Here is a 22,353-nt window from a genome sequence, read left to right as displayed (position 1 = left end):
CATTATCTTTTTTCATTCCCCTCAATAACCAAAATTATCAGGAGTAAAATTCTTGATAGACGCAGTCTACACAACCTTATTCAAGATGTTTAGTCTTGCCAGTTGAAACGATAAAAATGGAAAATAACTCAAATTCTGATTCGTCCAATCCAAAAGTCAGCAAATCCTGGATTCATAAAAAAATAACGCCCTGTTGTTTGTAACAAAACACGGCTAAGTGAATGAAAATAAATCATTATTCATTTCACAAAAACAAATAACCCTATTATTAAAAATTGAGTAGACGCTGTTAAATCTTAATTCTGAAGGTAAAGACTGGTATCAATAAATACATCGACGGGTTGAGCTTAATCAGGATGATGCGACAAGTCTATACAGCGACAATCTATTCACTCTGGCCCTTTAAACACTCATCTTCAATCATTTCAGCAAAGTTATCGATAACAGCTTGCTTCTTACTTTCTTCATCAGCAACCGCTTGATTATAAGCACGCAACATCAAGCCACGAGAATAATTCCCCACCGTCATTTTCAACGCATCATAGATGGGTACATTGTTTTGCCGAACTTCCATAAACTTCGCAGCTTTATTCGACCAACCCTCACAGGTTTGTTCTATCGTCAGTTCATCTGCATGAGCCATTGCGCTAAATAGCATAAAACACACTATCGATACTTTTTTCATCGTTATCACCTCGTAACGCGATTGAGATGAATAGACTATAAATACTTCAAGTAAATCCCTCAGCAAAAAATGAAACTTAGTTGGTTTGGGTAGAGCTGTAGCGAAACCCAATATTTGAGACTTTGAGTGGTGTTTCTTTTGTTGGGTTTTATGTTTCAACCAAACCTACGTCACAGATCGTCAGGCACAAAAAACCACCCGAGGGGTGGTGATTTATATTTGGCGGTGTCAATTCAACAAGAATAATATGTTATTGTTTTTAATCATTATATTAATTATGAATATAAACAGTTGCCCCAAATTGTCAGCATGTTTGAGCTAGCTCGGATTGGAGTCACGTTCATAATTCAAGTATTTGTTCCTGACATATATGGACGGGATGAAGATTATTCAGGTAGTCTCTTAGGCTTAAAAAGAACTCGAACCTATGGACTGAAATACATAAATGGAAATTTAGACTCTAATGAGCTTCTCTCTGTCTCAACTTCTACCCGGCATTGAGACCGGCCTGAATAAGATAGGTTTTTTATTTGGCGCTGGTACTTCTAAAGAAGCTGGGTATCCCTTAATGCCAGACTTAACAAAAGCTGTAGTTGACAACCTTAGCACTGTCAACAAGGCTTTAGTTGAGCAAATCTTGAGCGATAAAGGGTTAAGTTATGATCCGGTTGAGGGAACACCCAATATTGAAGATCTTTCAGATTTAGTAACAGAATACCTTGTCGCAACACATGACTCTAAATATCAAGTTCTTGAAGATGAAATTAGAGACCTAATAGTTGAAAATATTCTCTCTGTCTCTGAGCCTGATCTCGAGTATCACATCCGATTTTTAGAGGCCCTCAAAAAAAGAGCTCAAGGAACTCCCACCACAGTAACCCTCATTACAACAAACTACGATGTTTTATTCGAGCTGGCAGCCGGGTATGTAGGCCTTCGTGTTGAAACAGGTTTTGATGGTCCATTGCGTAGGCTGTTTGACCCATCAGTATTTGAACTCAAGAGAGGTTCAGTTGATAAATCACGATTCTCTGAAAGACCAGAGCTTCATTTAAATATTCTAAAGCTTCATGGCTCCATTTCCTGGCTTTCAGATGGAGATAAAGTGTTTGAAAGCGGTTTAGACTTAAGTAATGCATCTTCCAAAAGGGCTATGATCCTTCCTCGTCGCAGAAAAGTAATAGAAACGCTAGCAGACCCTTTTGATCAATTATTTACTCGCGCTTCCCGCACACTTGGTTTGAACTGTAAATACCTTGTGAGCTGTGGATTTAGCTTTGGTGATAAACACATTAATGACCTACTACTTTTCCCAAAGCTTCAAGCAGGACAAATCAGGCTGGTTGCACTTTGTGGTCAGGAGCCTCAATGCCTCTCAGACTTGATGAAGTTTCCAGCATTCCACGCTGGTTTTCCTGACAAGTGCCTCATAGATGGAAACACAACGAGTTCAGGTACTGATCTGTGGAAATTCAGTTCTCTAGTTGAGCTAATGACACCATAAACACATAAAAGGAATTGAACTATGAGTGATTATCGAATAGGTAAAATAGTAGGTGTCTCAGGTGAGCGAATATATGTGTCGCTAGTTGATTACTCAGATGGGGAAGGTTCTGGGGAGGGTGTCCCGCCAACGATGATAATAAACCTTCCAATGGAACAAGGTCCTACTCCCCTTCTGATTGGACAGCCAGGTACTTTCATATCGGTTGGCTTACCATCAGGTAGACTGCTAACAATGATCACATCCATAGACATGAAGGAGTCCAATCCACTTCAGAGTGAAATAAGAACTGCCAGCGCTGAAGGCCATGCAATAATCGAAGAACACAAACGTGTGGCTTCTGCTGTACCTGTAGGAACTCTCAGTCCTGCTGGTACCTTTGAGCGAGGGACCGATGTTCTGCCCACAGTGAACTCCCCTGCTTTTGCTGTTTCACCATCTACGATAAACAAAATTTACAAACAATATGCCGAGGGAACGTTCTCTCTTGGACATCTTTCTCTAATTCCAAGTCAAGCCGCAAACATTAATCTTGATGCGTTTCTATCAAGACACGCCGCAATTCTTGGTCAAACTGGTGGTGGTAAATCATGGGCAGTTGCATCATTTCTACAAAAGGTAGCTGCATTCCCTCAATCCACTACCGTGCTACTAGATCTTCATGGTGAATACTCGGCTGCATTTGGTGACGAAGCGGACGTCATTTCAGGAAATGATATTGAACTCCCTTACTGGTTGATGAACAGCGAAGAGCTGCTTGGTCTAATGGTTGATCGAAGTGAATCCGCAGCACCAAATCAAATTGCAAAATTCAAAGAGTTACTCCAATCATCGAAGGAGAGTAACGCAGAAAATCAGAAACTCGGGCTAGAAAAAATCACTATTGATACACCTGTTTATTTTGATTTTGATGAAATTTTGCAAGAGTTCAGACGTTTGGACACGCAGATGGTCCTGGGCCACAACAACAAAGAAAAACAAGGTCCGCTCTTTGGCCAATTTACCCGTCTTCTTATGCGGGTTGATTCTCGTCTAAATGACCGCAGGTATGACCTCATATTCCATCCTAAAACTTATGCAACGAGTGCTTCAATGGAAGATCTTTTCAGACGGTTACTTGGTGAGCAATCAAAGAACCGTAAGAAGCTTGTGATCATTGACCTAAGTCCAGTTCCCTTTGATGTCAGGAATTCTGTTATTTCCTTGATTCTGCGTTGTTTGTTTGATTTCTCATATTGGTATAGACGTGTTAACCACTCTTCTTACCCAATAGCAGTTTTTGCTGACGAGGCTCATATTTATCTAAATGAGCATGATGCAAACTCACGACCAGCTCGTGAATCCGCAGAACGAATTGCAAAAGAGGGGAGAAAATACGGCATTAGTTTGACAGTTATTAGTCAAAGACCTCGTGAGGTATCCGCCACGATTCTCTCACAATGTAACTCATTTCTCTGTCTTCGAATATCCAATCCCGATGATCAGGGCTACGTAAAAAATCTGCTTCCTGACTCTGTTCGAGGAGTAACTAGTATGTTTGCAACTCTTAGACGGGGTGAATGTATCTTGTTGGGTGAGTCGGTAATGATGCCAACAAGAATTAAAATCGATCCTCCCGACCCAACACCACATAGCGAGGACACTTCGTTTTACACAGAGTGGAATAAAGAGCATGTGGATATAAATGTAGCAGCGGTACTGGACGCGTGGAGACGCCAAGAAGTCTCGACTGAATAAGTTATCGATGTCTGCTTAAGCTAAATGGGAGTACTAAATGCTTACATAGCTGAATTAAAAACAGCAAGAATAAGCTTTGTGTGCTCTTTAAAATGATTGAACTCGGGAAAAGGCGTTTGTATGAGTACAAGGAATAGCAATGAACAAACATACCTCAAGCGACTAAATGATGATGTGCTTAAGCCAGGTGATATTCTGCTTACAACTACTACAGCAACTGTCAGTAAAGCGATTCGCATAGCGACAAGAAGCGATATCTCACATGCTATGGTGTATGTTCAGAATCGATCTGTTATAGACGCAACAAACGAAGGTGTTCAAGCACGAAATACACAGCGGCTATTTTTCGAAGAAGAATGTTCAATCTACGCCCTACGTCTCCGATCTGGTATATCTGAAGCCAATCTCAACAAAGTCATAAGTTACTTACGCAGACAAATTGGCGCCGAGTACACAACTAAAGAGGCGATACAGACATTAATAGGCGGCACTAAGCAATGGAGCAAGAAACAGTTTTGCTCAAGACTTGTAGCACAAGCCTTTTCGCACGCTAATATTCAATTAGTCACAAACCCGAACTATTGCTCTCCCTCAGAGCTCATGAACAGCTCTCTGCTATCTCCAGTACCTAATGCTTGCGTCAAAGTTGCAGAGGAAGAGATCGAATTTTGGAGTGAGCGTGATGACGTCCCTCAGCTCATGCGAGACGCAATCAATAAATTACTAGATAGCGCCCGTAAAAAAAATTCAGACATTCAGACATTCGAAGATCTCAACAATCATCTATTGAGTCATCCTGAGCAAGACAACTACTTCTGCCAAGTACTAATTGATTCTGGTTATCTCTCAATCTGGAAAATCGAGCTGGATAAGAATCAATGGCAGTATTATCTCAGACTAATGAATGAATTACCCATGAAGGAAATTGAAAAATACTGCTTGGATGTGTTGCAGGATCAGCCAGGTGGCACAAATCGATATATAGTCAGTCGCGCTGGCTATGTAGTTTTGTCAAGACAATATGAGCTCCAATATTTCAGAAAGATGGCTGAGTTGTACGAACATTTGGCTGGACTCCATCAACAACGTGTAAGTGTTGCATCAAGGTGGCTTGAATCAAAGGGACTTCTTACTCGTCCTCAACCTGTTCACCTCGTGCCACACACTGATGAGTGGTTCAGTTCTATGGAACAATGGGACCCACCCAAAGCGATGATGACCCGAGCTATTATCGAAATATATGGTAATACTAATGTCTGTTCGGTTTGCGGTGATGCTCCAGCAATTGATTATTATTTAGACGAAGAAAATCGCCCTATCGCTGGCCCTGACACTCTCAGACTATGTGATGATTGTGTTTCAATTCGTCGAGCAGCCGGAGAGCCTTTCATTTCTCTTCAGTAAGCGAAAAAAGTAGGCTTTCGAGTCAGCTGATAGATAAATGAATCAAGGGGTCAGCAAACTTAATTTTTGTCCAGCTTGTAGTCCCTACAGATTGCCCTAAGAATATTAACTTCATGCTCCAACCAATAATCGCTTAAATGACTTATTTAGTTGTTTTTTTCGCTGGAAGGATATTCAACACTTTTTCCTCAAATTGCTTGCGAGCATTGAGCAATTCTTTGCTGTATTTGCCATTACGTGGAGTGACATTTAGGTAATGTTGCAGAATATACTCTGCGCGATGTCTCTTATATGTTCGAAGGTATGGGGTTATTTGTTTCAGTAAACTCAGAGCCTGGCGGTTATAGATAGCATACGTAAGACTTGGTGTATGGTGGCTTTGGGCTGTTTTCTTTTTAGTGATTTTCCCAACCACTAATTTAGTCAGTACATAATCTAATAACTCTCGCTCTGTGTTGCTAATCGTCACTGACAGTTGTCTGTTTTCATTTTTATGTTTGCGACAAAGGGTGACTGTGCCTTCACCATCTATAAGTCCTGCAATATATGCAGCATCAATAGCTGAGAGTTCAGCTGTAACCTTGTAGAGAGACATTCCATTACCTCGTCTGTTGGGCTATCTGGCATTTAATAAATAGATTTTAAGTTGAGTTGAAGCATAAAACTCAACGAACAACATCATACAAGATATCAAATGTTAGGTTTCGCTATTGCTCTACCTAACTTACGTCACAGATCGATAGGCACAAAAAAACCACCCGAAGGTGGTTGTTTTGTATTTGGTGGAGGCGGCGGGACAGTGATTCCTGAATTTTCATTCAGGCCTGGACTATTCCTTCATCTGATAGCTATCTATCAGATGGAGAGCGTTTGTGAGTATCGGTTTTACCTTCAACCCACCCTAGTATTCCATGAAGACAAGTCTCGTTAGGAACCTATGAGTCTCTAGCCGGCTTACTGGTTTCCCATTCACCGGACGGCGTTGGCATAGGACCCTTGTCCCGTAGCGTTCACCGTATGAGCTCTCTTTTTCCAATAGGGATCACTCCCTATGGCGACCATTTTACTAATCGAACCCGCGTCCGCAGATCCTCCGCCTTCGGATCTACATGCTTATTTCATCTATTGATTTAACTACCTGCTACCCGATGAACAGGGAAAACAAGTAGCGATCTTGTAAGGTTTTAATCTCTTAGTACCAAGCATACCTTGAGACGATCTTGTGAGAGTCGACGCCCGATACCAGACGCACAAGCACGGATCTGGTCGGACGGCATTCACTGGTTATTAAGCAGCTAGTGCGTAGTTGTTATCGTTAGCAACTAATTTATTTCCAGTCTTTTTTACGAGAGAACTGAAGTACTCGGCATGCACCTTAGGTTTTGTAATCCCCGTCGAAGCCAGGTCGCCCCCAAAGTGTTGAACTCGTATATTGTATCGGATTAGGTGTTTTTCAACCAGTGAAAACTTATCTTGCTTTCAGAATTCTGGCTTTATCACGATTCCAGTCGCGATCTTTTTCAGTTGCGCGTTTATCGTGAAGTTGTTTACCTTTGGCCAGCGCAATTTCAATCTTGGCCATGCCTTTTTTCCAGTACATATTTAATGGAATAAGTGTGTAACCTTTGCGTTCTACCGCACCGATAAGTTTGTGTAACTCAGCACGATGCAGTAGTAACTTACGGTCACGTTGTGGCTCTGGTTTGATATGGGTTGATGCGGTTTTTAATGCAGTGATCAGCGCATTGGCTAACCAGGCTTCACCATTGCGAACGTGGACATAGCTTTCGTTGAGCTGCACTTTTCCATCACGCAGGCTTTTAACTTCCCATCCTTCGAGAACCAGTCCTGCTTCAAATCTATCTTCGATGAAAAAGTCATGCCGTGCCTTACGGTTCACTGCGATGGTGTTTTCGCCTACTTTCTTTTTGTTCTTTTTCGCTGCCATCCGCATATTATAGAGTGTTTAAACAGCGGCTTCATTATTTATCATTCACGAAACCAAAATGAGTGCGGTTTGTTGAAAGCCAAACGTTTTGGGTACAATCGAATGAATTTACTTTTTTGAGGCGACCGAATGGCTAGACCAACCAAGTCGATTCACGGCGAGTGGACTTCTCGCTGGGCATTTATTCTTGCAGCAACAGGATCGGCTGTTGGCCTGGGAAACATCTGGAAATTCCCCTACATCACAGGTGAGAACGGTGGCGGTGCCTTTGTTCTAGTCTATCTGCTGTGTATTGCTATTATCGGGGTTCCACTGATGATGGCTGAAATTCTGATTGGTCGACGCGGCCGGCAAAATCCCATTAATAGTTTAAAGTCGATTGCTGAAGAGGAAGGCCGAAGTACAAACTGGCAATGGCTTGGTGGCATGGGCGTACTCACCGGGTTTCTGATTCTTTCTTATTATAGTGTGATTGCCGGTCAAGCTATGGCGTATATCCCCCGCGCCTTCGCTGGCGTATTTGAAGGCGTGACTGCCGATGGTGCAATCAGTATTCACAAAGCCTTAGTGAATGATCCAGAACGTTTACTAGCCTGGCATACGATATTTATGCTGATGACCGTCGGCATTGTGGTTCGGGGTGTCCAACATGGTTTAGAAAAGTCTGTGCGAATTATCATGCCTGCTCTGTTTATCATCATATTGATGTTGGTCGGTTATGGTTACAATACCGGACAATTTTTTGATCAGAGTGTGCAGTTTTTATTTGCCATCGATTTTTCTAAATTAACGCATACTGGTGTACTTATTGCGATGGGTCACGCCTTTTTCACCTTAAGTTTAGGTATGGGCGCCATTATGGTTTATGGCTCTTATTTACCTAAAGATGCTTCTATCTTCAAAGTCTCTCTGACTATTTCTATTATGGATACCATGGTTGCCTTGCTGGCAGGTCTGGCAATCTTTCCACTGGTGTTTGCTAACGGGCTTGAGCCATCGGCTGGACCGGGTTTGATTTTCGACACACTACCGATTGCCTTTGGTCATATGCCCGGTGGGCAGTTCTTTGGCGGTATCTTTTTCATCTTATTATTATTTGCAGCCTGGAGTTCGGGTATTTCACTGGTAGAGCCTATAGTGGCCTGGCTGGTTGAAAATAAAAACATGACCCGGTTAAAAGCAAGTGTGTGTTCAGGTGTCATCATCTGGTTTCTGGGTCTGTTGACGATTTTCTCATTTAACGTTGGTCGGGATTGGCGATTGTTCGGATTGACGATGTTTGAGTTGCTTGACTACCTCACAGCGAATATTATGTTGCCTTTGGGCGGATTACTGATAGCCTTGTTTGCAGGCTGGGTAATGAAGCGGAATAGCTCGATGGATGAGCTGGGATTAGGCGACGGATTGTTGTATTCGACTTGGCGAGTACTTGTACGTTTTATTACACCGATTGCAATTATGATTGTCTTTGCCAATCTTATCGGTCTTCTGAATTAATTAATGACGTAACCGGATTTCAATGACTACCATCACACGAAGCTCTCTGGTCATGTATACACCTGATCAAATGTTTGATTTGGTTAATGATGTTGAAGCCTATCCACGGTTTTTACCTTGGTGCCGCGACAGCAGAATAATCAGTAAAAATGAAGATGTTATCTGCGCCTCACTGGATATAGCCAAAGGCGGCATTCATCATGAATTTTCTACTCGCAATGTCCTCGACCATGGCAATGCCATTCGTATCGAGTTAATTGATGGCCCCTTTCGCCATCTTGAAGGTCACTGGCAGTTCAAACCCATAGGTGAGAATCAAGGTTGCCGAGTTCAACTAGATATGGACTTCGAGTTTTCAACCCGCTTATTAGACTTGGCACTGGGCCCTGTCTTTACACAAATATCAGGTTCATTAGTGGAAGCATTTTGTAAACGCGCACAGGAAATCTATGGAAAACGCTGATTTAATGCACATTGAGGTAGCTTATGCCTTACCTAATGAGCAAATTATTATCCCTATTGAAGTACCAAAAGATTGTCAGGTTGAAGACGCCATTAAACGGTCTGGTATTTTGGAGCGTTTCCCACAGATTGACTTAAGCACAGATAAAGTCGGCATTTTTGGCAAAATGTGCAAACTTAATGCTGAGCTGAATAATAAAGATCGTATTGAAATCTACCGTCAGCTGATTGCTGATCCTAAAGAATCACGTCGGCAAAAAGCTGAGATGGAGAAAAAGAAAAAAGCTGGGGCTGAATAATCAGCCCCGTTTTTTATAAACCGCTTGAGATTCGAGTAATTCCATTTCCTGCTCAGTAAACCCAGCATCTAACCTGGCTTCAGTGTGGAATGGCCCGCGAATTTCCCCGTTAAAATAGGTATTCAGTAAGGTTTTAAATGTCTCGAAAGGATCAACACCGCGTTGCTCACAGAGATAGTTAAACCAACGGGTGCCAATCGTCACATGGCCTATTTCTTCTTGCAGAATCAAAGTCAGAATATCAAAGGCTTTGATATCACCTGAGTTTTTTAACTTATTCATCATCGACGGTGTAACATCAAGCCCTCTCGCCTCTAATACCCGAGGCACCAGTGCCATTCTGGTTAATGGATCATGATGTGTCTTTTGCGCCATTTCCCACATACCATCGTGAGCGGGAAAGTCACCGTAGTGAAAGCCCATGGTTTGTAAATGCTCATCCAATAATAAGAAATGATGCGCCTCTTCGTAGGCAACCTGCATCCAGTCCTGGTAAAAAGCCTCGGGCATCTCAGCAAAACGGGCTGTAGCGTCCAGAGCCAGGTTAATGGCATTAAACTCAATATGGCAGATAGCATGTATCAGTGTGGCATGACCTGTTTGCTGATTATTACGCCGTCTAGGTAGCTCTTTCGGCGGTACTAGATCGGGTTTTTCAGGTCGGCCCGGCACGGTGGGTACATGCAACGGCTGTCGGTTGAGAAGAAAGCCTTCTTTAATGATCTGCTCGTAAAGTGCTTGGGTTTCGTGTGCTTTTTGCCATGGGTCATTCATCAACAAGCAGCTTAAAGCCTGTTGTCGGACATCAATCTTATCAACCATCTAATCTGACTCGTGGATCGACTAAAGTGTATGAAATATCGGTCATCACAAGACCAACGATGTATAAAACCGAGCCCAGAAACACCATTGCCCTGACAATCGCAAAGTCTTGAGCCTGGATAGCATCAATGGTGTAGCTACCTAAGCCCGGAATACCGAAGAAGGATTCGAGGATCAGGCTTCCCATAAATAAGGTGGGTAAGACAACTACAGCCCCAGTCAGAATAGGAATCATCGCATTTTTTAACACGTGAACAAATAACACCCGGACTTCTGATAAACCTTTTGCCCGTGCTGTACGCACATAGTCTTTTGAGACTTCTTCTAGAAATAAAGTGCGATACCAGCGCGAACCAGAGCCAATACCCGAGACAATGCCGATAAACACCGGCAGGATGATAAATTTAAAAGCATCCAATCCCTGAGCATAGCCAGAAATCGGCACCAACTGCATGATTTTACCGACCAGAAACTGACCACCAATAATGTAAAACAGGCCTGAAACCGACATCAGAATAACGCAGAGAATGACACCACTTAAATCAAGATAACTGGCTCTGAAAAACACCATCAACATAGCGAAAGTGACATTCGCTAGCATGCCGATAATAAAAATAGGGACAGCTAAGGCCAAACTGGGCCACATACGTGTATGAATATCTTCGCCGATATCGCGGCCATCGTCTGCCTGCCCAAATTCAAAAGCAAACAAACTTAATGATTTTTCAAAGAAAATAGTGTGTGTGAGTTTATCTAATCCCTGCTCTTTATTATTCCAGAGTAATGCTTTGTCATAGCCTCTTTCTTCTTTCCAGACATTAACGGCTTCCTGGGTGATGTGCTTCTCTCCTAAATGCATACGCGCCATATCATCTGGCGTATTGACCATAAAAAATAAAGCAAAGGTAAGTGCATTGACCCCGATTAAAATGGGAAATGCATAAAGAATCCTTCTGACAATGTAAGCAAACATAGGTTAACCAGGTTGTTTCATAAGTTATGCAGGACTTTATCTATCAAGTCAGCGGTTTATCTGTTTCACATTATGACGCTAAGACACTCATTGAGAAAGAGCTATTACATCTTTGCATACTTCCATTTGGCATGCTTATCGATCAGAGTTTCAAATGTTCATCTAAATGCATCTTTCAAACACTTTTCAAAATTAGCATTTACTAATACACAAATTTTGTTATCGTGTACTGCCTATGATCATAAAACACATAACGAGGTTACTATGAGCTTAACAGCAATGGATTTAGTCAAACAGGCTAAGAGTGAAATTAAAGAAATCAGTTGTGAACAGGCCGCATCGATGCTTGATAATGCCACACTGATAGATGTCAGAGAACCCGCTGAATTTGATGCCGGCCATATCTCCGGTGCCATTCATATTCCCAGGGGAATGTTAGAGTTTTCACTTGATTCTCACCCGTCACTTGCTAATCTCGAAACTCCGGTCATTATCTATTGTAAAACAGGTGGCCGCTCTGCATTAGCAGCTAAGACATTAGAGTCAATGGGTTATAAAGAGGTTTACTCAGTAGCCGGTGGCTATGAAGCCTGGCAGCAGATTTAAATTAAAGGAATATACCAATGAATCTTCGTAAATACGCACTGCTACTCCTCACATCTACCCTCATGCCTATGGTTTCTTATGCAGAACCAACGCAGCTTATGATCAGAGCGATGGCTAATGATGCCAAGTATATTGGCACCAGTGTCGGTGGTGTTCGGGTGACAGTTAAAGATGCCGAAACCGATGAGTTACTTGATGAAGGTTGGATAAATGGTGGCACAGGTGATACTGATCGTTTGATCAAAAACCCCATTCATCGCGGTGAGGTATTAACGGATAAAAACACGGCTGGTTATCTATCTACAGTCGATATTGACGCACCACGTTTAGTAAAAATCACTCTGCTTGGCCCATACGCCTATCGACAATCTCTACAAGAAGCAAGCATCACTACCTGGTTGATTCCCGGTAAAGATCTGCTTGGTGATGGTATTACCATAAAGATGCCGGGCTTTATTGCTGATGGCTGGACACAAGTGTTACAAGGTGGTGTCGTTGAGTTTTATCTGGATGCCTCATTAATGTGTGGCTGCCCAATTAAGAAAAATGGTTTATGGGATCCTAAAAACTACGAAGCAAAAGCCATTTTGATGCAGGACGAGAAAAAGATTGATGAAATTCCTCTTAGCTTTACCGGACCTATTGGAATTTTCTCTGCAAAAACCCAATTGAAAGAGAGTGGCCATTACAAGGCAATTCTTTATGTGATTGACAGCAAAACTGGTAATGTCGGCTTGGACAGAACCATGTTTGAGATTAATTTAGACTAACAGCTGTAACAATCGCAGCATGAAACCGTCTTCTCTTAAGACAACATTCTGCAGGAGAATAAAATGGCGCTTCCATCATGTCCGGTCTCAGGAACAGGCCTTGGACTACGCCGACAATTTATTGATGAGCTGTTAAACTCGGCCAATCCTGATATCGACTTTATGGAAGTGGCTCCAGAGAACTGGATGGGGCTGGGAGGCAAGTATGCCAAGCATTTCCGAGCCGCTTGCGAACGCTTTCCCATGTTATGTCATGGTTTATCACTGTCTATCGGTAGCCCTGCACCACTAGATATCGATTTTCTAAAACAGTTAAAGCAGTTTTTTGATAAGCATCAAATCGTCAGCTATAGCGAACATTTGAGCTTTTGTAGTGATGATGGTCACCTCTATGATTTAATGCCGATTCCGTTCACTGAGGAATCGGTTCATTATGTTTCTGAACGCATTAAACAGGTCCAGGACATTCTCGAACGAAAACTCATCATAGAAAATGTGTCTTACTACGCCGCTCCCGGTCAGGAAATCAGTGAAATTGATTTTACCCGTCAGATATTAGAAGAAGCTGACTGTGATCTGTTATTGGATGTGAATAATGTCTATGTGAACAGTATTAATCATGGTTATGATGCCCAAACCTTTATCAATGCTATGCCAACTGATCGCATTGCGTATTTGCATATAGCTGGTCATTACAATGAAGCAGATGATTTGATTGTTGATACTCATGGTGCCGATATTGTGGATCCTGTCTGGCAACTACTGAGTCACACATATAACACTCATGGCGTCATTCCCACCCTGCTGGAGCGGGATTTTAATATTCCGTCGTTGTCACATTTATTTGATGAAATGGCCATCATCAGACAATACCAACAACAGCCTCAAACTATACAGGCTCAGCATGGCTAATCATTTTCAACAAACACAGTATCAGTTTGCTGCTTATATTCGTGATCCTGAACATCAGGCTATTCCAGATCAACTGGAAAGCCGTCGGATGGCAATTTACCGCGACTTATTTTTTAATAACATCAACAACACCTTATCCAGTGCTTTTCCTGTTATACGGCAGCTGATGCCGGAAAATCACTGGCAGGCACTGGTCAGATCGTTCATGAAAGATCATTTTTGCCAGTCACCACGCTTTGTTGATGTTTCAAAAGAGTTTATTGATTATTTAAACCAGCAATATGATGTTGATGGCGCCATGCCTTTTTTACATGAACTTGCTCATTATGAATGGGTTGAATTGGCATTGAGTATTGCTGAGGAAGAATGGCAGTGCAGTGAAATTGATGAACAAGCCAATTTGCTGGCAATGTCTTATCAGGGCTCTCCCCTCGCCTGGTTATTGAGTTTTGATTTTCCCGTGCATCAAATCAGTGATGACTTTCAGCCAACATCCGCTTCTGAAGCACCCCATTTTCTGTTGGTATATCGCAATCAAACAGATGAAGTGAAATTTATTGAGCTTAATGGTTTAAGTGCACATCTATTTGAACGAATCACGACAGGTGAGAACGTTGAGTCTGTTATCGATTCCATCGTTGAAGCAATGCCACAACTTGACCCTCAGCTAATAAAAAATGGGGCCATAGATTTAATGGCTGATTGGTTATCAAAAGGCATTTTGCAGTTGAGACAGGCATAAAAAAGCCGGGATGATAATCCCGGCTTTTTATTCTTAGCTTGAATTGCGTTTAAGCAGTTGCTAATTCAATCGCTTCTGCAGAAAGACGGGTAATTTCATCCCAGTTTTCAGCATCGACTAAATTTGCCGCACACATCCATGAACCACCGACACAACCGACATTAGACAGACTGTAATAGTCTTTCACATTTTTCTGGTTAACACCGCCAGTTGGGCAGAAGGTAATTTGTGGAATCGGCGCACCGATTGATTTCAGCATTGGCACACCACCCGCTGCTTCAGCAGGGAAGAATTTCATGGCTGTGATGCCTTTTTCCAGCAGTGCCATTGCCTGGCTTGGGTCGGCAACACCAGGTAGTAATGGCACGCCAGTTTTTAATGCAGCATCAATCAATTTTTCTGTGGTGCCTGGGCTGACGATAAACTCAGCGCCAGCGTCAATCGCCGCATTTAATGTTTCAATATTAATGATAGTACCAGCACCAACGATGGCATCAGGTACTTCAGCTTTAATACGACGAATAGATTCAAGTGCTGCATCTGTTCTCAGAGTAATTTCCAGAACTTTTAAACCACCTTTAACCAAAGCTTTAGCTAAAGGCACAGCATGTTCAACATTATTGATAACCATCACCGGTACAATCGGTGATACTTTCATGATCTCTTGAATTGTTTTAGACATTGATTAATTTATTCCAAATAATTATTCGACATTAAACATGTTGATAGCACCGGTTTCAGCAGTTGAAACGCCCTGGCGGAAACTGTCAAACAGTTCACGGCCCATGCCATAATGATGTTCAGTATTTGCCAATACACAGGCCATACGTGAGTTCAGTTCTTCTTCATCAACCAACACGTTTAATTCACCGCGTTGAGTATCAAGACGGATCATATCGCCATCGCGAATTTTGGTCAGGATACTACCATCCGCACATTCAGGACATAGGTGAATAGCTGAAGGCACTTTACCAGAGGCACCAGACATACGACCATCAGTAACAAGTGCTACTTTGAAGCCTTTATCTTGTAATACGCCTAATGGTGGTGTCAGTTTGTGCAACTCAGGCATACCATTTGATTTTGGTCCCTGGAAACGCAGAACAACAATCACGTCTTTGTTCATTTCGCCACGTTTAAAGGCTTCAACAACATCATCCTGATGATCAAACACCATTGCAGGCGCTTCAACAACCTGATGTTTCGGATCAACGGCTGAAATCTTAGACATACCACGGCCAAGATTACCTTTGATTAAGTGTAAACCGCCGCTTGTTGCAAAAGGTGCTGAAATACTACCGATAACATCAGTATCCAGAGAAGCTTCTGGTCCTTCTTCCCAAGTCAGTGTGCCTTCTTTTAGTGTCGGCTCTTTAGTGTACTGTTCCATACCTTTTTCATCACCGATGGTAATGATGTCAGTATGCATTAAGCCATTTTTAGACAGTTCACCAATTAATACACCCATACCACCAGCTGCCTGGAAGTGATTCACATCAGCTGTACCGTTAGGGTAAATACGTGTCACTAATGGAATAATTTTTGACAGACGGTCAAAGTCATCCCAGTTAATGATAATACCTGCTGCACGTGCAATCGCGATCAGATGGATAGTGTGGTTAGTTGAACCACCTGTCGCTAATAAACCGACCAGAGCGTTCAAAATCGCTTTCTCATCGATCAGATGACCAACTGGGCGATAATCATCACCTAATGCAGTAAATTTCAGTGCTTGTTCAGTTGCACGTTTTGTTAATGCATCACGCAATGGTGTGTTTGGATTGATAAATGAGCTACCAGGTAGGTGTAAGCCCATCATTTCAACCATCATTTGGTTGCTGTTCGCTGTACCGTAGAAAGTACATGTGCCCGGGCTATGATAAGACTCAGATTCTGCTTTTAATAACTCATCACGACCGACTTTGCCTTCAGCATAAAGCTGACGAATACGGACTTTTTCTTTATTAGGCAAACCGCTTGGCATAGGACCTGCTGGTACGAAAACAGCTGGTAAGTGACCAAAGCTCAATGCACCAATTAATAAACCCGGCACAATTTTGTCACAGACGCCGAGATACATAGCGGCATCAAACATATTATGGCTAAGGCCAATGGCAGTTGCCATAGCAATAACATCACGGCTGAAAAGTGATAGTTCCATACCTGGCTGGCCTTGTGTAATACCATCACACATGGCAGGAACACCACCAGCAAACTGAGCAACACCACCCGCTTCTGTTGCGGCTTGTTTGATGATTGCAGGGAAATCTTTAAACGGCTCATGCGCCGATAACATATCGTTGTATGAAGAAATAATCGCGATATTGGCTTTTTTATCACCTGCTAAGTCTGATTTTTCTGACATGGAACAGGCAGCAAATCCATGAGCTAAATTACCGCAGCCCAATACAGCACGATGAGGACCTTTTTGCATCGCCTCATCAATACGGGCGAGGTAGATTTCACGTGTTTTTTTGCTTCTCTCGATTACGTCATTGGTGACGGCTTCTAAAACTGGATGAACCATACTTTCCTTCTCTCTTAAATGCTTTGCCTGATTATATGCAAAGATAATTGCGGGGCTAGGAGTACCCTTAAGATTCTACGTAAAGACCGGAGATTATAACTCTAATAGTCTTTTTTAGCACGCTGTTATCAAAAACTTACACCGTAAACGCTTTAGGGAAAAGAGGTATTTTTTATTGTTTTTAAATTCCCATACTACGTAATTACGCGTAAATACTGGTTGTAATATCGATCACATTATCCTTTCAATAATATTGTATGAGTATAAAAAATTTTGCTTGCCGTGTTATCCAGTAGCGCTTCAGGTATCATATCCGCCTTTAAATTTTTACCGATACGACTATGACAACTGAAACAAAAACCTTGCGACAAATCCGCAGTTTTGTTCGCCGTGAAGGCCGACTGACACCAGGTCAACAACGCGCCCTTGATAATCACTGGCCTGTCTTTGGTATTGATGATGATACAGATTTGTCGGATCTCAACGCACTGTTCGGTCGCGAAGCACCAAAAGTCATAGAAATCGGTTTCGGTAATGGTGCCTCTCTGATTGAAATGGCAAAAAACCACCCGGACCACGACTATATTGGCGTTGAAGTACATCGTCCAGGTGTTGGCCAACTTCTAAAAGCTATTGACGACGAACAGTTAAGCAACGTCAGAGTGGCATGTACAGATGCCGTACAGCTTATTAAGCATCGCATTAAAAATCAGGCATTGGCACGTGTTCAGATCTACTTTCCTGATCCGTGGCATAAAAAACGTCATAACAAACGACGCATTATCCAACCTGAATTTGTAAACGTTTTAGCAGATAAACTTGTGCACGGCGGACATTTGCACCTTGCGACAGACTGGCAGGATTATGCTGAACAAATGTTAGCCGATGTATCCTCAAATACACGCTTTCAAAATACCAGTCATGACAATACCTATATTGAAAGGCCAAGTTATCGCCCGCTGACAAAATTTGAACAACGTGGACATAGGCTGGGTCATGGGGTTTGGGACTTGGTATTTAAACGAGTTTAATCCTTGGAGAAAAGCTTGCACGCCATTAGCGCTTAGGATACTTTGTTCTCTTGTTCAAAAAACCGCTGCAAGCGATTGACTATGAAATTAAATATCCTAAAAGCTCCTACTTTTCTACTTCTTGGCACAATGAGCAGTGCCAGCTTTGGTGCAGGCTTTGCTATTGTTGAGCAAAGTGTGACAGGACTAGGTAGAGCCTTTGCAGGAAGTGCTGCCTCCGCTGAGGACGCGAGTACGATTTTCTTCAATCCTGCCGGTTTGGTTTATTTAAAACAGTCTGAACTGGATTTAGCGATTAACTATGTTGCACCGAATAGCGAATTCAACAACGATGGAACATCTTCACCTTCTAACGGTGGCGACTATGGTGATGCAGCAAAAAATGCCGTCGTTCCTAATTTTTATTATGCCAAACCACTCAATGAAAAATTGGCTTTTGGCTTGGGTATTACCGCCCCTTTTGGTCTAGTCACTGAATATAACGAAAGTTGGGTAGGTCGTTATTTTGCTGTTAAATCTGATCTTAAAACCATTAACTTCAATCCCAGTCTTGCCTACAAGGCGACAGATAAATTATCGATTGGGTTTGGCGTCAGTGCTGAATATATCGATCTGACTTTGAGCCAGATGGCGAATTTAGGCACCTCAGATGGCAAAGTAAAACTGGAAGCGGATGACTGGGGTTATGGATATAATCTGGGGCTGATGTATCAAGCGACACCAGACACTCGACTGGCACTGGCTTATCGCTCAAAAATTTCACATACCTTAAAAGGTGACGGTACTCTGACCACAGCGAATGGTACTGTTTTAGCTGATCAAAACATCCAGGGCGATGTTGATTTACCGGAAACCATCTCGCTGGCTATTCATCACCAAATCAATCCAAAATGGTCTGTGATGGCTGACGCTACCATGACCCGATGGAGCCGTTTTCAGGAGCTGGCTATTGAATCCGATGGCGGTGCTTTTACTAGCACGAAACCTGAAGATTGGGATAATAGTATGCGTTACGGCTTGGGCGTAAATTATCGTTATAGCGATAAATGGCAACTCCGTTCAGGGATTGCTTATGATGAAACTCCCGTTCCAAGTGCACAACGAAGAACGGCCCGAATACCGGATAACAACAGAAAATGGTTAGCAGTTGGTGCCACCTACCACTATTCCGATAATCTGATTATTGATGCGGGTTATGCTCATTTATTTGCCAGTAATCCTTCAATAAAAGAATCTGATGGCACTAATCATCTTAATGGTGATTACGATGTCAGCGTTGACTTATTAGGAGTTCAGCTTCGTTGGTTAATGTAAATGTCCGAAGATATAACAGATTACATCTCGGCCAGTGCCGCTCAGACGTTATATGGCTTATTCAGAGAGCGACTCAATAAAACGCCAGATTCGACAGCCTATCTTAATTACTGTGAGAAGACTCAACAGTGGCAAACAATAAGCTGGTCAAATGCTGCTCAGCAAATAGCGTACTGGCAACAAGCACTAAAATCTGAAGGTTTATTGCCTGGAGATCGGGTTGCCTTAAACCTGAAAAACTGTCCCGAATGGGTATTTTTTGATCAGGCAGCATTAAGCTTGGGACTGATTACCGTACCCCTCTATCCCGACGATCGGCCTGACAGTCTTGCTTTTATATTGCAGGATGCTGATGTCAAATTTTTGCTATTACAAAATCACCATCAATGGAATCGTCTTAAGCCTTCTCTTTCAGACGAACATCAGCTCAAACGCGTCATTATTAAAAGTACAGATAAATTAACGCTTGATGCACCCGCTATGTATTTAGATGAGTGGTTAAAAAAAGATATCTCCTATCCGCTGCTTGACTGGCAAACGGAGACAGATCAGTTAGCGACCATCATTTATACCTCAGGTACGACCGGAAAACCCAAGGGTGTTATGCTCAGTCACTACAATATTTTGTCGGTGGCCAGTGCCTCGCTCGAACACTTTAAAATTAAATCTAATGATTTATTTCTTTCCTTTCTTCCCTTGTCTCATACCTTAGAACGAACTGCAGGCTATTATTTGCCAATGATGACTGGGTCGAAAGTCGCTTTTTCCAGAGGCATTCCACAATTAGCGAATGATCTTCAACAACTAAAACCCTCAGCATTAATTGCTGTACCCAGAATATTCGAACGCATTTATCAACGTGTGCGTAGCAATGTGTCATCTCAGCCTTGGTATAAACGGTTTTTATTCCTGCTCACACATAAAATCGGCTGGTGTTATTTCCTCCATAAACAGCAGCGCCGTCAGTGGTCACCCAGTTTTCTGCTGATGCCAGTATTAGACAAGTTAGTGGCAAAAAACATACAGGCTTTATTTGGTGGTCAACTAAGAGTCGCCGTCAGTGGTGGAGCAGCTATTCCACATCACGTTGCTGAGTTCTTTATTGGTATGGGCGTCAATCTGTTACAAGGCTATGGTTTAACTGAAACAAGCCCGGTTATCAGCGTCAACACTCTCAGTGACAATAAACCATATAGTGTTGGCCAGCCCATCCCTACAGTTAAAGTAAAAATCGCTGAGAATTCAGAACTGTTAGTGAACAGTCCAGGCAATATGCTGGGTTACTGGAACAATCATAAAGCTACGGCAAAAACTATCGACGCTGAGGGTTGGCTACATACCGGAGATCAAGCTGAAATAGCTGACACTGGTCATATATTTATCACCGGACGTATTAAAGATATTCTGGTTCTGAGTAATGGTGAAAAGGTCTCGCCTGCTGATATGGAAATGGCAATCACCAGCGATGAACTATTTGAGCAAGCCTTGGTTGTAGGTGAAGGCAAACCCTTTCTGTCTGCGTTGATTGTGTTAAATGCTGAGCAATGGCTTTTACTAGCCCAAAAGCTAAAACTGGATGCGATGGATAAAAATAGTCTCCAGAATAAACCCTTACAACAACACGTTATCCAACAATTTAGACGTTTATTACATGAATTCCCAGCTTACGCTAAAATTCGTCGGGTGAATCTGAGTTTGTCGCCTTGGACGGTGGAAAATGGCATGCTTACGCCAACGCTAAAAATAAAACGCTCCAAACTTATTGAAGAGAATCAGCATATCATTGCTGAGTTTTATCAAGACTGAATTATTCAGCAGTCATTGTGAGTGTGTTTTGAAACTCAGGTAATAGCCTCATCACCGCTTCGACGGTATGAAATGAACCGAAAACCAGAACTCTGTCACCTGCATGCGCCTGTAGTAAGGCCTGTTGATAGGCCTCAGTCACTGTGGTGTAACAACTGTAGTTTTCCTGTTCGGAAGCTTGCATCGTTTTAGCAGCCAAAGAGTCAGCATCCATACCGCGGTTACCATCCAGGCCAGCAAAAAACCAATGAACAATGTCTTTTTCCAGAATTTTTGTCACCGCCCGACAATCTTTATCTTTTAACATCGCTAAAACAGCATAGGTTTTACCCGTGTTATTTCGCTCTGATAATAAGCGATGAAGGTTTTCTGCACCTTGCTGATTGTGAGTAACGTCAAGAATTACGGTGATGTTTTCGTGTTTGATTTCTTGAAAACGTCCTGCCAAAACAACATTCTTCAGTCCATCTTTAATGGCAAAAGCATCAATCAACATACCTTGTTCACGTAACAGGTGACAAACCTGGACCACAGCTGCAGCATTCTGTAGCTGATAATCACCAACTAAGGCTGGATGCGGAAGCAGCATTGCTTCGGTGTCATTTGACTGCCATGACCATGTATCTTCGGTAAGTGGCGAATAGCGATAGGCCATACCCGCCTTATATATAGGTGCCTGCAGCGAATTTGCATAATCAATCAGCGTATATGGCGGTTCAGACTCAGAACAAACAACCGGCGTCTGAGATCGGATAATGCCTGCTTTTTCATAGGCGATTTTTTCTCGTGTATCACCTAGCCAGGCAGTATGGTCTAAGCCAATCGGTGTAATAAGTGCAACATCAGCATCAAATAGATTAACTGCATCTAAACGCCCGCCCATGCCAACTTCCAATACAGCGATATCAATCTCTTGCTGACGGAAAATATCAGCTGCGGCTAAGGTGGCAAACTCAAAATAAGTTAGTGAAATATCACCGCGTGCCTCATCTATTCGGGCAAAAGCAGCACATATCTGTTCGTCTGAACATGGCATACCGTTAATGGCAATGCGTTCGTTATAAGCGAGTAAATGTGGTGATGTATACGTGCCTGTCCGATAACCAGCAGCCATAAGAATACTGCTGGTCATGGCCACCGATGACCCTTTACCATTTGTGCCGGCAATTGTCACAACCTTGAATGGTAGTTGTGTCTGCCCTTGCATTTTTTCCCATACCTGACCAATACGTGCCAGACCAGGATCGATTTCAGTAAAGTGTAACTTTTCTTGCCACTCTAACCATTGTGGCAATGTGCTAAACCGCATACAGT

22 protein-coding genes and 1 other RNA gene are annotated in these 22,353 nt (G+C 42.5%); 14 read left to right on the top strand and 9 right to left on the bottom strand.

All coding sequences use genetic code 11. From position 1 onward, the window contains the following. Positions 1–385: 385 nt before the first annotated feature. On the bottom strand, positions 386–685 hold the full coding sequence (locus BM232_RS03455) for a hypothetical protein (protein ID WP_091711789.1): 300 nt from the start codon (positions 683–685) through the stop codon (positions 386–388). Between the two features lie 463 nt (positions 686–1,148). Here BM232_RS03455 and BM232_RS03450 point away from each other — a divergent pair, with 463 nt between their 5' ends. The 3 genes from BM232_RS03450 to BM232_RS03440 all read left to right on the top strand — a co-directional run bounded on the left by BM232_RS03450 (position 1,149) and on the right by BM232_RS03440 (position 5,330). Further along, positions 1,149–2,189 carry an SIR2 family protein gene (locus BM232_RS03450; RefSeq protein ID WP_091711788.1) on the top strand — a complete coding sequence of 347 codons (1,041 nt, stop codon included), beginning with the start codon at positions 1,149–1,151 and terminating at the stop codon, positions 2,187–2,189. 21 nt (positions 2,190–2,210) lie between these two features. Beyond that, positions 2,211–3,926 (top strand): ATP-binding protein, encoded by a 1,716-nt coding sequence (locus BM232_RS03445; protein WP_091711787.1) that lies wholly within the window; start codon positions 2,211–2,213, stop codon positions 3,924–3,926. A gap of 120 nt (positions 3,927–4,046) precedes the next feature. Further along, entirely contained in the window at positions 4,047–5,330 is a 1,284-nt protein-coding gene (locus tag BM232_RS03440; RefSeq protein WP_091711786.1) for a YiiX/YebB-like N1pC/P60 family cysteine hydrolase, read from the top strand. Between the two features lie 142 nt (positions 5,331–5,472). On the opposite strand, the gene BM232_RS03435 is transcribed toward BM232_RS03440, so the two are convergent. After that, a complete protein-coding gene (locus tag BM232_RS03435) occupies positions 5,473–5,925 on the bottom strand; it encodes an LAGLIDADG family homing endonuclease (protein ID WP_091711785.1) in 453 nt (150 codons plus the stop codon). A gap of 99 nt (positions 5,926–6,024) precedes the next feature. Between BM232_RS03435 and BM232_RS03430 the strand changes: the two genes are divergently transcribed. Continuing rightward, on the top strand, positions 6,025–6,261 hold the full coding sequence (locus tag BM232_RS03430) for a hypothetical protein (RefSeq protein WP_091711784.1): 237 nt from the start codon (positions 6,025–6,027) through the stop codon (positions 6,259–6,261). Between the two features lie 136 nt (positions 6,262–6,397). Here the strand turns inward: BM232_RS03430 and ssrA are convergent. Next, positions 6,398–6,735, bottom strand: a transfer-messenger RNA (tmRNA) gene (gene ssrA / locus BM232_RS03425). 63 nt (positions 6,736–6,798) lie between these two features. Continuing rightward, positions 6,799–7,278 carry an SsrA-binding protein SmpB gene (smpB, locus tag BM232_RS03420; RefSeq protein WP_091711783.1) on the bottom strand — a complete coding sequence of 160 codons (480 nt, stop codon included), beginning with the start codon at positions 7,276–7,278 and terminating at the stop codon, positions 6,799–6,801. Between the two features lie 129 nt (positions 7,279–7,407). On the opposite strand from smpB, the gene BM232_RS03415 reads away from it, so the two are divergent. From BM232_RS03415 to BM232_RS03405, 3 genes are read left to right on the top strand one after another with little or no spacing between them, the layout of a single operon-like run. Then, positions 7,408–8,775 carry a sodium-dependent transporter gene (locus BM232_RS03415; RefSeq protein ID WP_091711782.1) on the top strand — a complete coding sequence of 456 codons (1,368 nt, stop codon included), beginning with the start codon at positions 7,408–7,410 and terminating at the stop codon, positions 8,773–8,775. A gap of 22 nt (positions 8,776–8,797) precedes the next feature. After that, positions 8,798–9,238, top strand: coding sequence for a type II toxin-antitoxin system RatA family toxin (locus BM232_RS03410; RefSeq protein WP_091711781.1), 441 nt, complete (start codon positions 8,798–8,800; stop codon positions 9,236–9,238). After that, entirely contained in the window at positions 9,225–9,536 is a 312-nt protein-coding gene (locus tag BM232_RS03405) for an RnfH family protein (RefSeq protein ID WP_091711780.1), read from the top strand. Before BM232_RS03410 ends, BM232_RS03405 begins: the two co-directional genes overlap by 14 nt. Here the strand turns inward: BM232_RS03405 and BM232_RS03400 are convergent, their stop codons facing one another. Then, entirely contained in the window at positions 9,537–10,358 is an 822-nt protein-coding gene (locus BM232_RS03400) for a ferritin-like domain-containing protein (protein ID WP_091711779.1), read from the bottom strand. Further along, entirely contained in the window at positions 10,351–11,331 is a 981-nt protein-coding gene (locus tag BM232_RS03395) for an ABC transporter permease (RefSeq protein ID WP_091711778.1), read from the bottom strand. The genes BM232_RS03400 and BM232_RS03395 overlap by 8 nt, the downstream gene beginning before the upstream one ends. 264 nt (positions 11,332–11,595) lie before the next feature. Between BM232_RS03395 and BM232_RS03390 the strand changes: the two genes are divergently transcribed. The 4 genes from BM232_RS03390 (at position 11,596) to BM232_RS03375 (ending at position 14,361) form a co-directional block, all read left to right on the top strand. Beyond that, positions 11,596–11,937, top strand: a complete 342-nt coding sequence (locus BM232_RS03390) for a rhodanese-like domain-containing protein (RefSeq protein WP_091711777.1) — start codon at positions 11,596–11,598, stop codon at positions 11,935–11,937. Positions 11,938–11,954: 17 nt separating this feature from the next. Next, the gene (locus tag BM232_RS03385; RefSeq protein WP_245752804.1) at positions 11,955–12,707 is read left to right on the top strand and encodes a hypothetical protein; all 753 of its coding nucleotides are present in this window, start codon (positions 11,955–11,957) and stop codon (positions 12,705–12,707) included. Between the two features lie 63 nt (positions 12,708–12,770). Next, on the top strand, positions 12,771–13,619 hold the full coding sequence (locus BM232_RS03380; protein WP_091711776.1) for an HvfB family MNIO-type RiPP peptide maturase: 849 nt from the start codon (positions 12,771–12,773) through the stop codon (positions 13,617–13,619). Further along, complete coding sequence (locus tag BM232_RS03375; RefSeq protein WP_091711775.1) at positions 13,612–14,361, top strand: HvfC family RiPP maturation protein; 750 nt, start codon at positions 13,612–13,614, stop codon at positions 14,359–14,361. The genes BM232_RS03380 and BM232_RS03375 overlap by 8 nt, the downstream gene beginning before the upstream one ends. A 49-nt stretch (positions 14,362–14,410) precedes the next feature. Here the strand turns inward: BM232_RS03375 and BM232_RS03370 are convergent, their stop codons facing one another. Both BM232_RS03370 and edd read right to left on the bottom strand, forming a co-directional pair. Beyond that, entirely contained in the window at positions 14,411–15,043 is a 633-nt protein-coding gene (locus tag BM232_RS03370; protein WP_091711774.1) for a bifunctional 4-hydroxy-2-oxoglutarate aldolase/2-dehydro-3-deoxy-phosphogluconate aldolase, read from the bottom strand. 21 nt (positions 15,044–15,064) lie between these two features. Then, the gene (edd, locus tag BM232_RS03365; RefSeq protein WP_091711773.1) at positions 15,065–16,888 is read right to left on the bottom strand and encodes a phosphogluconate dehydratase; all 1,824 of its coding nucleotides are present in this window, start codon (positions 16,886–16,888) and stop codon (positions 15,065–15,067) included. A gap of 341 nt (positions 16,889–17,229) precedes the next feature. Here edd and trmB point away from each other — a divergent pair, with 341 nt between their 5' ends. The 3 genes from trmB (at position 17,230) to BM232_RS03350 (ending at position 21,039) form a co-directional block, all read left to right on the top strand. Then, a complete protein-coding gene (gene trmB, locus BM232_RS03360; RefSeq protein WP_091711772.1) occupies positions 17,230–17,919 on the top strand; it encodes a tRNA (guanosine(46)-N7)-methyltransferase TrmB in 690 nt (229 codons plus the stop codon). A gap of 81 nt (positions 17,920–18,000) precedes the next feature. Beyond that, positions 18,001–19,233 (top strand): OmpP1/FadL family transporter, encoded by a 1,233-nt coding sequence (locus tag BM232_RS03355; protein ID WP_091711771.1) that lies wholly within the window; start codon positions 18,001–18,003, stop codon positions 19,231–19,233. Then, complete coding sequence (locus tag BM232_RS03350) at positions 19,234–21,039, top strand: AMP-dependent synthetase/ligase (RefSeq protein ID WP_091711770.1); 1,806 nt, start codon at positions 19,234–19,236, stop codon at positions 21,037–21,039. A gap of 1 nt (position 21,040) precedes the next feature. Here the strand turns inward: BM232_RS03350 and folC are convergent, their stop codons facing one another. Continuing rightward, complete coding sequence (folC, locus tag BM232_RS03345) at positions 21,041–22,348, bottom strand: bifunctional tetrahydrofolate synthase/dihydrofolate synthase (protein WP_091711769.1); 1,308 nt, start codon at positions 22,346–22,348, stop codon at positions 21,041–21,043. Between the last annotated feature and the right edge of the window lie 5 nt (positions 22,349–22,353).

The sequence above is a fragment of the Methylophaga sulfidovorans genome, from assembly GCF_900114205.1.
GTDB classification, from domain to species: Bacteria; Pseudomonadota; Gammaproteobacteria; order Nitrosococcales; family Methylophagaceae; genus Methylophaga; species Methylophaga sulfidovorans.
This window is presented reverse-complemented; position numbering and strand designations above follow the sequence as displayed.